Origin of the sequence: Pseudoalteromonas sp. ESRF-bin5, from assembly GCF_002632075.1 — a bacterium.
GTDB classification, from domain to species: Bacteria; Pseudomonadota; Gammaproteobacteria; order Enterobacterales; family Alteromonadaceae; genus Pseudoalteromonas; species Pseudoalteromonas marina.
Genome location: NZ_NTLW01000046.1, coordinates 1 through 12967, shown reverse-complemented (window position 1 = coordinate 12967; position 12967 = coordinate 1). Strand labels below are relative to the sequence as shown.

Annotated in this window: 10 protein-coding genes; 7 read left to right on the top strand and 3 right to left on the bottom strand. The window is 41.4% G+C overall.

Annotated features, from left to right (window positions below):
• Positions 1-598 precede the first annotated feature (598 nt).
• Both BCG07_RS01180 and srmB read right to left on the bottom strand, forming a co-directional pair.
• Entirely contained in the window at positions 599-919 is a 321-nt protein-coding gene (locus BCG07_RS01180) for a BON domain-containing protein (RefSeq protein ID WP_006793146.1), read from the bottom strand.
• A gap of 240 nt (positions 920-1159) precedes the next feature.
• A complete protein-coding gene (gene srmB / locus BCG07_RS01175; RefSeq protein WP_058429728.1) occupies positions 1160-2386 on the bottom strand; it encodes an ATP-dependent RNA helicase SrmB in 1227 nt (408 codons plus the stop codon).
• A 75-nt stretch (positions 2387-2461) separates the two neighbouring features.
• Between srmB and BCG07_RS01170 the strand changes: the two genes are divergently transcribed.
• Together BCG07_RS01170 and BCG07_RS01165 are read left to right on the top strand one after the other, a co-directional pair.
• Complete coding sequence (locus BCG07_RS01170) at positions 2462-3163, top strand: tRNA1(Val) (adenine(37)-N6)-methyltransferase (protein WP_271480983.1); 702 nt, start codon at positions 2462-2464, stop codon at positions 3161-3163.
• A gap of 151 nt (positions 3164-3314) precedes the next feature.
• On the top strand, positions 3315-5324 hold the full coding sequence (locus BCG07_RS01165; RefSeq protein ID WP_286888161.1) for an alpha-amylase: 2010 nt from the start codon (positions 3315-3317) through the stop codon (positions 5322-5324).
• A 136-nt stretch (positions 5325-5460) separates the two neighbouring features.
• On the opposite strand, the gene fldB is transcribed toward BCG07_RS01165, so the two are convergent.
• Complete coding sequence (fldB, locus tag BCG07_RS01160; RefSeq protein ID WP_006793142.1) at positions 5461-5982, bottom strand: flavodoxin FldB; 522 nt, start codon at positions 5980-5982, stop codon at positions 5461-5463.
• Positions 5983-6076: 94 nt separating this feature from the next.
• Here fldB and xerD point away from each other — a divergent pair, with 94 nt between their 5' ends.
• From xerD to lysS, 5 genes are all read left to right on the top strand, one after another.
• Positions 6077-7003 carry a site-specific tyrosine recombinase XerD gene (gene xerD, locus BCG07_RS01155; RefSeq protein WP_006793141.1) on the top strand — a complete coding sequence of 309 codons (927 nt, stop codon included), beginning with the start codon at positions 6077-6079 and terminating at the stop codon, positions 7001-7003.
• A gap of 62 nt (positions 7004-7065) precedes the next feature.
• Positions 7066-7794, top strand: a complete 729-nt coding sequence (dsbC, locus tag BCG07_RS01150; RefSeq protein WP_006793140.1) for a bifunctional protein-disulfide isomerase/oxidoreductase DsbC — start codon at positions 7066-7068, stop codon at positions 7792-7794.
• An 80-nt stretch (positions 7795-7874) separates the two neighbouring features.
• Positions 7875-9596 (top strand): single-stranded-DNA-specific exonuclease RecJ, encoded by a 1722-nt coding sequence (recJ, locus tag BCG07_RS01145; protein WP_248519642.1) that lies wholly within the window; start codon positions 7875-7877, stop codon positions 9594-9596.
• 144 nt (positions 9597-9740) lie between these two features.
• Positions 9741-10839 (top strand): peptide chain release factor 2 gene (prfB, locus tag BCG07_RS01140; protein ID WP_096801177.1). Its coding sequence is split into 2 segments (ribosomal slippage): positions 9741-9815 and positions 9817-10839, totalling 1098 coding nucleotides; the frame shifts between segments, so codons are not numbered across the junction.
• Between the two features lie 26 nt (positions 10840-10865).
• A complete protein-coding gene (lysS, locus tag BCG07_RS01135; RefSeq protein ID WP_006793137.1) occupies positions 10866-12401 on the top strand; it encodes a lysine--tRNA ligase in 1536 nt (511 codons plus the stop codon).
• The last annotated feature ends 566 nt before the right edge of the window (positions 12402-12967 follow it).

Genomic DNA, 12967 nt, shown 5'->3' with positions numbered 1-12967 from the left:
CGTTAATTGATTATTGATTAAGGCCTATTTATCTTTTGGGGTGAAATTGAAAGCGGGCTATGTGATATATCGATAAGGCTAAGCCTATTGTGTAGTTACTTCCCGAAACCGACGATAACGCAACATAAATATAAAACATGCAGTAACTTTTGTGTTCCTCTCATAGGTTGCTTCTCCTTGTTGCCTAAATAATAGGTAATAAGGAGCAAGTAGGGCGTATAAGCTGTATACGACTTTAAGTTATACCTACATAGGCGAAGTCATTAAAATAATGCAGGAGTAGGTACTTAGCTTACTGGGTCACAAATCGCGCACCGTAATTATGTTGCTCCTTGATAGAACACGCTTTAATAATGGCAGTTAAACAGGCCTAGGCTTAATATAAATTTATTATTTAAAGAGCGGATTATTTTGGCAAATATTAGGTTGTAATGTATGCAATTTACAATTGGTATTAGGCGGTAAGTAAGAGGTAATTAAAGCGAGTTTTTTATTGTAGTTAATGTGAGTTGCAAGTAAATACTGGCACAAAAAAGGCGCAGCATGTGTTGGAGTAACATGCTGCGCCTAGGATCAATTGAGTTAATAAAAATGCGATTCAAATAACACTAATTTTGTTACGGATGATTTTAACACCATCCATATTTTCTAAAAACTTTTGAGCAAGCGCACGTTCAAAACCGGTTTGCGCTTGACCATGTAATACTACCTCGCCATCTTTGACCTGTACGCGAATATTGCTTAATGCAAAGTTGGGGTTAGTACGAAGCGTGCTTGTAATGGTTTGCTGAAGGTTAGGTTGAGTTGCTACGCTGCTGACTACGGCTAGGTGTGTTGCTGCACTCACTTTGGTAGCGCAGGCTAACAAAAATAAACAACAAAACGAAACTAACGCGATAGTTAACTTTAAGCGGTTCATAACTCAATCCTTTTATATCAATTAAAAATTTAGCCAAACCATTAAATATTCTGGCTATTCTGTGTTTAATATTACAAGTTCAGTGCCAGTTTTAATTTATTGAAATATAAGGTTATTTTATTAAGTGGGAATTCAGGTGGGCAATAATTACATTTAAATGGGTAGGTGTTACATGCACCGGTTACATATGTTACACGCATTAAAAAGCCGGCATACGCCGGCTTTGGTAAATATGCTAAGTTACTTTTTCTTTTTAACTTTCGCTTTTTTCTTTGCTTTCATTTTTACCGGATCTTTGCGCTTTTTAACCGGTGGCTTAGCCTCTTTATGCTGAGGCTCTATGCCTTTAATTACACGGCGTTTAAGCTTTTGTTCAATGTAGCGTTCTACTTTGTACAAAATACCAATATCATGCGCTTCAACTAATGAAATAGCGATGCCTTTTTTACCTGCGCGACCAGTACGGCCAATACGGTGAACATATACGTCGGCGGTACGTGGCATATCAAAGTTAATAACGTGGCTAATGTCAGATACGTCAATACCGCGAGCAGCTACATCTGTTGCAATTAATATTTTAGTGCGGCCACTATGAAAGTTTTCCATTGCTTTCATACGCTTGTCTTGTGGCATTTCACCTCGCAGCCAAGCGGCTTTTACACCGTTATTAGTTAATTCACCAATGAGAGTTTCTAAACGCTCACGGGTTTTAACAAATACAATGGCTTTACTCACGTCTGGGCCGTTAAGGGTGTTGACTAAAAGCTCGAGTTTATGGTGGTAATCATCAGCAAGATGAACCCACTGGTGAATTTTAGCTTTTTCTTTACGAGACGACTCAGCTTCTAACAAAGCCGGATCGTTTAATGTGGTTTCTGCAAATCGCTCTACGCTGTCACCCTCAAGGGTTGCTGAGAATAAAAAACACTGACGGCGGTTTTTAGCTTCATCACAAATACGGCTCATTTCTTTTTTGAAACCCATGTCTAGCATGCGGTCGGCTTCATCAATAATAAGCATTTCGACGTGTTCAGCATGAAAGTTCTCAGTTTCAAGGTATTCCATTAATCGCCCTGGTGTAGCAATTAATATGTCGTTATTTTTTTCAAAAATTTCTTTATGCGTTCCGTAGTTAATACCGCCGGTCACGACACCTATTTTTAGGTGCGTACGTTTGGCTAGTAACTCACATTGCTCATGAATTTGATAAGCCAGCTCACGTGTTGGCGTCATTATTAATACGCGGGCAAAACCAGGTTCACGGCGCGGAAAATCCAATAAGTATTGAATCGCAGGAATTAAAAATGCCGCTGTTTTACCTGTGCCAGTTGGCGCAGACGCTAAAATATCACGTCCCTGAAGAGCTTCAGGAATAGCTTGTTGTTGAATACTGGTTGGCTTCTCGTAGCCCATTTTATCAATGGCATCGAGTAATTTGGTATCAAGATCAAATTCAGAAAATTGCATAGAGTGTCTAAAATAGTGGACAATTACCTTGATTATACGCGCTATGCTGCGCTTGGTGAATGAAAAGGTGAAAAAATGTCTGGTTTTGCATTTAAACAATTTAAGGTTGAACACGACCTCTGCGCAATGAAGGTTTCAACCGACGGCATTTTGCTTGGTGCGTGGGCAAACTTAGCTGGTGCAAACTCGTTACTAGACATTGGTACAGGCACGGGGTTATTGGCGTTAATGTGTAAACAGCGCAGGCCAGCATTGAGTATTACTGCGGTTGAAATAGATGAAAACGCATACAATCAAGCATTACAAAACGTAGCAAATAGTCCGTGGCCCAATATAGCTATTAAGCATCAAACTATTCAAAGCTTTAATAGTGACGCTCCCTTTGATGTCATCATTTCTAATCCGCCTTACTTTAATCACAGTTTAAAAGGCAATAATGACGCCCGAAACACTGCGCGTCACACCGATGGTTTGAGCTTTGAGGAGCTAATTAACGCGTTTAAGCAGATTAGCCATTCACAGTCACGGTTTAGTTTAATACTGCCAAACACTGAGGCTTTAGTATTTATTGAGCTTGCTACTCAAAAAGGGCTTTATTTAAATGCACATTGCCAAGTAAAAGCGACACCTAGCAAACCCATAAGCCGCAGTTTAATGACGTTTAGTTATCTAGAATCACAAACCGACAATTCAACGCTATGCATTAGAGAGTTAAACAATAATTACACTACTGATTACATTACTTTGTGTAAGGCATTTTATTTAAAGATGGCGTAATTGTGAGGGGTATTATCTAATAATAAAGGATAGTTTACCCATAATGCATACGTATTCAGTTGTTATTTAATCAATCTCAAGACTAGTGTTAACCACTTGTAAATAACGTTGGGCATGTTGTTTAGCCCGCCAACATTTGGAAACACACACTATGAAGCTGAATAAAATGGTCACCACCGCCGGTTTAAGCCTAGGTTTGCTTTTGCCTAATCTTGCAGCTGCTGCACCCACTACGTTTGTTCATTTATTTGAATGGAGTTGGCCCGATGTTGCACAAGAATGCGAGCAGTTTTTAGGGCCAAAAGGGTATGCTGCTGTACAAGTGTCTCCGCCTAACGAGCATATTACAGGCAACCAATGGTGGACTCGCTATCAACCTGTGAGTTACCAACTGCAAAGCCGAGGCGGTAACCGAACGCAGTTTGTAGATATGGTTAACCGTTGTAAAAGTGCAGGGGTCGATATTTATGTAGATACCTTAATTAATCACATGGCGGCTGGCAGTGGTAATGGCGTTGCGGGTAGCACGTTTGGTAATAAACAATACCCAATTTATAGCCCACAAGACTTTCATGAAAGCTGTAGTATAAATCCAGAAGATTACGGTAATAATCGTTACCGCGTTCAAAACTGCGAGTTAGTAGGACTTGCTGATTTGAATACGTCTTCAAATTACGTGCAAAATAATCTCGCTGCTTATATTAACGACCTTCAGGCTATTGGAGTAAAAGGTTTTAGATTTGATGCGGCTAAACACGTAGCAGCTGGCGATATTCAAAGCCTTATGGCTAAAATAAATGGCTCGCCGTTAGTGTTTCATGAAGTGATTGATCAGGGAACAGAAGCCGTTGATGCCTCTGAGTATTTAGGTACAGGGCTAGTTACCGAGTTTAAATACAGTACACAACTCGGTAATACATTTAGAAACGGCTCGCTTGCATGGTTAAGTAATTTTGGTGAAGGGTGGGGCTTTATGCCAAGCTCGTCAGCGGTCGTATTTGTAGATAATCATGATAATCAGCGGGGGCATGGTGGTGCGGGTAACGTAATTACCTTTGAAGATGGCCGCTTATACGACCTAGCTAACGTATTTATGTTGGCGTATCCGTATGGCTATCCAAAAGTAATGTCGAGTTACGATTTCCATGGTGATACCGATGCGGGCGGGCCGAGTGTTCCCGTTCATAACAGTGGTAATTTAGAATGTTTTGCAAGCAATTGGAAATGTGAACATCGTTGGTCATACATAGCGGGTGGCGTCGATTTTAGAAATAACACCGCCGACAACTGGGCTGTGACAAATTGGTGGGATAACACTAATAATCAGATTTCATTTGGCCGCGGTAGCTCAGGTCATATGGCCATTAACAAAGAAGACGCAGCGCTCAATGCCACTGTGCAAACAGACATGGCGCCTGGCCAATATTGTAATGTATTAAAAGGTGAACTATCGGGCGATGCTAAAAGTTGTAGCGGTGAGGTTATTACAGTTAATAGTAACGGCACTATTGATCTAAATGTGGCACCTTGGGATGCGATGGCAATTCATAAAAACGCTAAGTTATCACAAGGTTCGACTTCAAATCCGAGTGGTGATTGGCAGCGTACCGTCATTTTTATTAACGCACAAACTCAAAGTGGGCAAGACATGTTTGTACGCGGCGGAATAGATCATACCTATGCAAATACAAATTTAGGTAGAAACTGTCAAACAACTAATGTGGAATGTGCGATGCCTATTCGTCATAACAATTTAAAAAATGCCACTACAAGCCCATGGAAAGTAAACGATAACTATCTAGATTGGTACGGTATTGAAAGCGGGCAAAGCGCCCAGGCAGAAGGTACCTCAGCCGATTGGACTACAAACGTGTGGCCAAGTACATATGGTGCCCAAAAAACAGTAACTAACGACGGCTTTGGCGTTACGCCGCTTAATATTTGGGGCGAACACTATTGGATGCTAGATGTAGACATGGATTGCAGCAAAGCAGTAAATGGGTGGTTTGAGGTAAAAGCATTTGTTAAAAATGGCCAAGGCTGGGAAAGCGATATAAACCAAGCCAATACACCCTTTGCCAGCACTAACCATGTGGCACAATGTGGAAAAATAAATATGTTTGAATTTAATAGCTCAAATGTAGATATTCGTAACTTTTAAACCTATTCGTTAAATTTAGCGATGTGCATTATTACTAAAGCCAAACACCTAAGCGTGTTTGGCTTTTTACCATAAACAATATTGGTAATGTGTTAAATCGCTGTTATATAGCGTGGCAAGTATTACGCTTAAGCAGTTAAAGCGTTTCGCCGTACTCGGTCATTACTTGCTCAACCCAGCTGGCTATGCGCTCATCGCTCAGCTCGTACTGGCTGTCTTCGTCAAGGGCGAGCCCTACAAACTGTTTGCCATCTGGGGTGAGTGCCTTTGAGGCTTCAAACTCGTAGCTGCTGTCGTTCGGCCAAAAGCCAAGTTGTGTAAATGTTTGTGTGTTTATTTCGTCGTGCAGCATACCTAGAGCGTCTTGAAACCACTGTCCGTAACCTTGTTGGTCGCCCATGCCAAATAAAGCAATGGTTTTACCATTTAGGTTTACGTCTTTTATGTCGTCCCATTTAGACTCCCAGTCTTCTTGTATTTCGCCAAAGTCCCATGTTGAAATACCAAAGATGATAAAGTCGTACTGCTCTGCATTTTTTAGTGGTTCGTCTTTAATATTGTGAAGGCTAACTATATCGTCACCAATAAGGTCACGTATTTTTTCTGCTGCCATTTCGGTGTAGCACGTAGTAGAGCCAAAAAATAAACCAATTTGCATCGTATTTATCACTGTGTAATTGCCTGATATGATAGGCTCAAGTTTACCGTAAGGTATTTTTAATTGATACCTTAGCAAAGCATGAGAGCATAATGTGACAACGCTATCTGACGATTTTTCAGAAAATAAAAGCAGTATGAGCACCAATAGCGACTACCTAGAAACCTTTTTAGATAGCCTTTATTTAGAGCAAGGTGTAAGCGAAAACACATTAAGTGCTTACCGAAGCGATTTAGATAAGTTTTGCCAGTTTTTAAAAGGCGAAAACTTAATGACGGTAACAGGGCACGACATTGAAAGCTACTTAGCGCATCGGGTTGATTTAGGCCTAAAGCCGCGCAGTACAGCGAGAAGTATCAGTGCGCTAAAACGGTTTTATCAGTACTTTGTGCGTGAAAAAATGATTACCGACACACCAATGCTAAATATTGCCCAACCCAAAGCGGGGCAATCGTTACCTAAAACACTTTCTGAAACTGAAGTAGAAGCGCTTCTTAACGCCCCCAATACTGAAGAACCCATGGGGTTACGAGACAAAGCCATGCTTGAATTGCTTTATGCCACAGGCCTGCGTGTCAGTGAGTTGGTTGGGCTACGTATGGAGCAAATTAACTTACGCCAAGCGGTTGTGTTTGTAAAAGGTAAAGGCAACAAAGAACGTTTAGTGCCGCTGGGCGAAGAAGCCATGCATTGGCTTGAGCTTTTTTTAAAAGTGGGCCGCGCACAAATGATCAAACACGCCACCGACTTTGTATTTCCGTCAAAGCGTGGTGTGGGCATGACTCGACAAACCTTTTGGCATAGAATCAAACACTATGCTATTTTGGCATCGGTTGAATCGCCATTATCACCCCACACATTGCGCCATGCATTTGCTACGCATTTATTAAATCATGGGGCCGATTTACGTGTTGTGCAAATGATGCTGGGACACAGCGACCTATCAACAACGCAAATTTATACTCATGTTGCTAATGAACGGTTAAAATCGGTACACGCGCAGCATCATCCGCGCGCTTAATTTGAAATTAAATAGTATTAAGCCGGTCAATATATTAAGTATTTTTAGGATAGAGAGAAGTTATGAAAAAATTAATGTTAGCAGGTGCCATGTTGTGCACAAGTATGAGTGCATTGGCAAATGACGTTGCAGTAACGCCAAATGCTAATGATCCTATTGTTACTAAGTTTGCGGCACTTGGCGTTACGGTTAAGCAAATAAATCCAAGCCCAGTAGCTGGTTTAAAAGAGCTAATTACAAATAAAGGCGTGTTATACGCAAGCCCAGACGGTCAGTTTTTAATGCAAGGCACGTTAATCGATTTAGACAACCGTAATAACCTAACAGAACAAGCTTTAAATAGCGTGCGTGCTGAAGGTATTACAGAATACGAAGAGTCGATGATTGTGTACAAAGCACCAAACGAAAAACACAGCATCACTGTATTTACCGATATTAGCTGTGGTTATTGTCGTAAATTACACCGTGAGCTAAACGATTTACTTGATGCGGGTATTACCGTTAAGTACTTAGCGTTTCCGCGTGGTGGCCTACAAGGTTCAGGCTATGCAGATTTAATGAATGTATGGTGTGCAAAAGATCAACAAGAGGCGTTAACAGAAGCTAAAGCTGGTGAGAGTACCACGGCAGTTGCAGGTTGTAGTGCACCCATTGCTGAACACTACCAGCTAGGCCAAAGCTTTGGTATTAGTGGCACGCCAGCCATTATTTTAGACGATGGCACAATGATCCCAGGTTACCAACCTGCTGCTGCATTAAAAGCAGCGTTAGATGCTAATAAAGCATCTTAATAACGTGTTTACGTTTACAAAAAGGCCTTAATGGCCTTTTTTTGTCTTTTTAATACGATTTAATAAGTTAAAAAAACTGCATGAAAAAACTGATCATTGCGCGCGAAAACGTTAACGACTCGCACTTACCGAGTCATTTGCATCCGGTAATAAAACAAATTTACGCGACTCGTCGTGTGGTTGATGCCCAAGAGCTCGATAACGGTGTTGCTACGCTTCACGATTATAAATTGTTTAAAGACATCGACAAAGCAAGTGCATTACTAGTCGATGCGCTTAAGGCGCAAAGCCACATTTTAATTGTGGGCGACTTTGATGCCGATGGCGCAACCAGTACTGCAACCTTAATGCAGGGGTTGCAAATGTTTGGTTTTCAAAATTTAGATTACCTCATTCCAGACCGCTTTAGCTTAGGTTATGGCTTAAGCCCCGCACTGGCCGAGCAAATAGTACAAATAAAGCCCGATTTAGTGATCACCGTAGATAACGGTATATCCTGTATTGCCGGTATTGATATTTTAAAATCGGTAGGTATAAAAGTGTTGGTTACAGATCACCATTTACAAGGTGAACAGCTTCCCAATGCCGATGCCATTGTAAATCCAAACAGACACGAATGTAACTTTCCGTCAAAGTCTATTGCTGGTGTAGGCGTTGCGTTTTACTTATTAATTGCACTAAGAAGCCTAATGCGCGAACAAGGTTACTTTACGCAACAAACACCGCCTAACTTAGCAAACTTATTAGACATAGTTGCACTGGGCACAGTCGCTGATGTAGTTGCACTTGATGCAAATAACCGAACATTAGTACACCAAGGCTTAGCGCGTATTCGCAGTGGTAAAACACGCCCAGGTATTACAGCACTTATTGAAGTGGCCAACAGAAATGCAGCGCGTTTAAGCGCCAGCGATTTTGGTTTTTCACTTGCGCCACGTTTAAACGCAGCAGGGCGACTAGACGACATGAGTTTGGGCATAGCGTGTTTACTGAGTAACGATATAAACCAAGCAAGGCGTATCGCAAGCGAACTCGACAGCTTAAACCATGCAAGGCGTGAAATAGAGCAAGGTATGCAAGCTGAAGCGCAAGCCGTGCTTGATAGGCTCGCCTTTACCGACGATAACATTCCTGATGCTATTTGTTTGTTTCAAGATGACTGGCACCAAGGCGTAATTGGTATTTTGGCTGGCCGTTTAAAAGAAAAGTACCACCGCCCAACCGTTATTTTTGCGGGTGGTGAAAATGGCGAAATTAAAGGCTCGTGCCGCTCTATTGAAGGGCTGCATATGCGTGACCTACTCGAAGGGTTAAATACCGCCACGCCCCATTTAATAAATAAGTTTGGTGGCCACGCAATGGCTGCGGGGTTAAGCATAGACGAGCAAAATTTTAACGACTTTAAAAAAGCGTTTGATGCCGCAGTCAGTGCGCAATTAAGCGAAGAAAGTAAGCGTTGTATTGTATTTACCGACGGCGAGCTGCCAAACGACTGCTTTACCATGGAGTTTGCCCAACTATTAAAGCAATCAGGCCCATGGGGGCAGCAATTTCCAGAGCCTGTGTTTGAACATACCTTTGAATTAATTCAGCAACGTATTGTTGGTGAAAAGCATTTAAAACTGGTGCTTAAACATCAATCAGGGCGATTAGTTGACGCTATTGCTTTTGGTATAGACGTAAAAGAGTGGCCAGATACCGAAGCACGCTTTGTTAAAGTGGCTTATCAACTTGATATAAACGAGTTTAGAGGTAAATTTAGCTTGCAGCTAATTGTACGAGAGCTTGAAAAAGTGCACTAAAAAATATGCACAATACATGCATAAAAGGCTAATAAAGCGCGCGATTTTTTGTTAAAATCGGGCGTTTTTATCATTTGACGATAATTTATTGCGGATATTCCTCAAGTCGGGCCGTAATAATCTAGCCATTTTGGAGTAATGTACATGTTTGAAGTGAATCCTGTGATTAATCAAATCAAGGAAATTCGCGATCGTACTGAACTGCTTCGGGGGTACCTTTGACTACGCTCTTAAACAAGAGCGCCTAGAAGAAGTTAACGCCGAACTTGAAGATTCAGCTGTATGGAATGAACCTGAACGCGCACAGGCACTTGGCCGTGAAAAGTCAGCATTAGAGGCGGTTGTTGAAACAATCGACAACTTAGTTGCTGGCGCTGATGACGTTGAAGGCTTGCTTGAGCTTGCAATAGAAGCGGAAGACGAAGACACCTTTGACGAAGCAAATGCAGAACTTGAAGGCCTAAACGAGCAATTAGAAGGTTTAGAGTTTCGTCGTATGTTTTCGGGCACGCACGATGCAAATGATGCATACCTTGATTTACAATCAGGTTCAGGCGGCACTGAAGCTCAAGACTGGTGTAACATGTTACTTCGCATGTACCTACGCTGGGGCGAAGCAAAAGGCTTTAAAGTTGAGCTAGTAGAAGCAACCGATGGCGATGTAGCCGGAATAAAAGGCGCAACAGTTCGCTTTGTTGGTGAATATGCTTACGGTTGGTTACGTACAGAAACAGGCGTACACCGTTTAGTTCGTAAAAGCCCATTTGACTCAAGTGGCCGTCGTCATACATCGTTTGCCTCTGCGTTTGTATACCCAGAGATAGACGACAACATTGAAATTGATATTAATCCGTCTGACTTACGTATAGACGTGTACCGTGCATCGGGCGCAGGTGGTCAGCACGTTAACACCACCGAATCGGCAGTACGTATTACTCACGTGCCTACAAACACGGTAGTGCAATGTCAAAACGAGCGTTCGCAGCATAAAAATAAAGCCCAAGCAATGAAGCAATTAAAAGCTAAATTATTTGAGCTTGAGCTACAGCAGCAAAATGCTGAAAAACAAACGCAAGAAGATGCAAAATCAGATATTGGTTGGGGCAGTCAAATTCGTTCATACGTTCTTGATGACTCGCGTATTAAAGATTTACGCACCGGCGTTGAAAACCGCAATACCCAATCGGTACTTGACGGTAACCTAGACAAATTTATTGAAGCCAGCCTTAAATCTGGCCTATAACCACCAAGCTAATAAAGAGCTAAAAAATGACTGATAAAATCCAAGACGAAAACAAGTTAATCGCTGAGCGTCGCGGCAAGTTAGATGCTATTCGCGAAAATTGCCCAGCCAACGGTCATCCAAACCAATTCCGTCGTGAACATTACACGGCTGATTTGCAAGCTGAGTTTGGTGATAAAACAAAAGAAGAATTAATTGAGCTACAGCACGTAGTATCAATTGCTGGTCGTATTCTTGCTAAGCGTGGTCCATTTATGTCTATTCAAGACATGAAAGGCCGTGTACAAGTTTACGCATCAAAAGACGTACAAAAAGACTTAAAAGCAAAATATGGTCAGCTTGATATTGGCGATATTATCGGTGTTAAAGGTCCACTTAATAAATCAGGCAAAGGCGATTTATATGTAGATATGGCCGAGTACGAATTACTTACTAAGTCACTACGCCCATTACCAGAAAAATTTCATGGTCTTTCAGACCAAGAAACAAAATACCGCCAACGTTATGTTGATTTAATTACTAACGAAGCAACGCGCGAAACGTTCCGTATTCGTTCACAAGTAGTTGAAGGTATTCGTCGTTTCTTAGCAGATCGTGACTTTATGGAAGTAGAAACGCCAATGCTGCAGGTTATTCCTGGCGGTGCGTCTGCGCGTCCATTTGTGACTCATCATAACGCGCTTGATATCGACATGTATTTACGTATAGCGCCAGAGCTTTACTTAAAGCGTTTAGTGGTAGGTGGTTTTGACCGCGTATTTGAAATTAACCGTAACTTCCGTAACGAAGGGTTATCAACGCGTCACAACCCAGAATTCACTATGATTGAGTTCTACCAAGCATACGCCGATTACATCGATCTGATGAACATTACCGAAGACATGCTACGTACCGTTGCAACAAACGTTTTAGGCAGCCCAATTGTTGTTAATACAACGAAAGATGAAAACGGCGAAGTAATCGACTCAGTAGAGTACGACTTTGGTAAGCCGTTTGAGCGCCTAAGCATGGCTGATGCTATCTTAAAATATAACCCTGAGTTTGATGCTGCGGTATTTAATGACCCAGAAAATCACTTTGAAGAATTAAAAGCGTACGCGAAACAAGTGCACGTTAAAATTCCTGAAAACTGTGTTTGGGGCCCAGGCAAGTTTTTATGTGAAATATTTGAAGAAACGGCTGAGCACATGCTTATCCAACCTACATTTATTACAGGTTACCCATGGGAAGTGTCGCCGCTTGCACGTCGTAACGACGACAATGCATTTGTTACCGACCGCTTTGAATTTTTTGTTGGCGGACGTGAGCTTGCAAATGGTTTCTCGGAGCTTAACGATGCACAAGACCAAGCAGAACGCTTTACTCGCCAAGTTGAAGAAAAAGACGCAGGCGATGATGAGGCAATGCATTACGATGAAGATTACATACGCGCACTAGAGTACGGTTTACCGCCTACTGCTGGTGAGGGTATTGGTATTGACCGATTAGTAATGTTATTTACTGACTCATCTACAATTAAAGATGTTATTTTATTCCCGCATATGCGTCCGCAAGCTGACTAAGCTTAACGAAAATAACACCTTGAAACGCCGCTTAATTGCGGCGTTTTTGTTTTAAAAAATTAGTATGCCGGCTCGCTCTTAACTTGAGGTAATTAATTTATATTAAGCAGCTAACATTAGTGTTAACAGATCTGATTTTCCCGCGATAGGGAAGTTTATGCCATGTAGATTTTATTTGTTATTACCGTAAGTATTTAAACCCGTATTCTGGCGAATTAATGAGGCGAAGATGCACATTTTAAGCTGTTGATAGTTAGTCATTATCTATATGAAAAATTTTATGTGTATATAACAAATTAATGGGTAACTTTTAAACATTATGTTGTATTTTTGTAACTTTATTAGCTACACTATGGCCAAATTTTAAACGGCCTAATTTCTTTAGGTGCTGTAAATAATAAAAACGGATTTACAAAATAATAAAATGACAGATAAAACTATCGAAGAGTCGGAAGAACTCAGTCAAACAGAGCGAGAGCGAGAAGCTTTTTACCGAGCATGCATTGCAGAGTTTCAACAACTAGGTTATCAAGAGCAGTACCTAGCTAGTTTAAAAGATAAATGCG

Excerpts from the sequence above, each read along its gene's own strand:
- BCG07_RS01165 (WP_286888161.1), top strand. The coding sequence starts at position 3,315 with ATGAAGCTGAATAAAATGGTCACCACCGCCGGTTTAAGCCTAGGTTTG.
- recJ (WP_248519642.1), top strand. The coding sequence starts at position 7,875 with ATGAAAAAACTGATCATTGCGCGCGAAAACGTTAACGACTCGCACTTA.
- fldB (WP_006793142.1), bottom strand. The coding sequence starts at position 5,982 with ATGCAAATTGGTTTATTTTTTGGCTCTACTACGTGCTACACCGAAATG.
- BCG07_RS01180 (WP_006793146.1), bottom strand. The coding sequence starts at position 919 with ATGAACCGCTTAAAGTTAACTATCGCGTTAGTTTCGTTTTGTTGTTTA.
- srmB (WP_058429728.1), bottom strand. The coding sequence starts at position 2,386 with ATGCAATTTTCTGAATTTGATCTTGATACCAAATTACTCGATGCCATT.
- BCG07_RS01170 (WP_271480983.1), top strand. The coding sequence starts at position 2,462 with ATGTCTGGTTTTGCATTTAAACAATTTAAGGTTGAACACGACCTCTGC.
- dsbC (WP_006793140.1), top strand. The coding sequence starts at position 7,066 with ATGAAAAAATTAATGTTAGCAGGTGCCATGTTGTGCACAAGTATGAGT.
- lysS (WP_006793137.1), top strand. The coding sequence starts at position 10,866 with ATGACTGATAAAATCCAAGACGAAAACAAGTTAATCGCTGAGCGTCGC.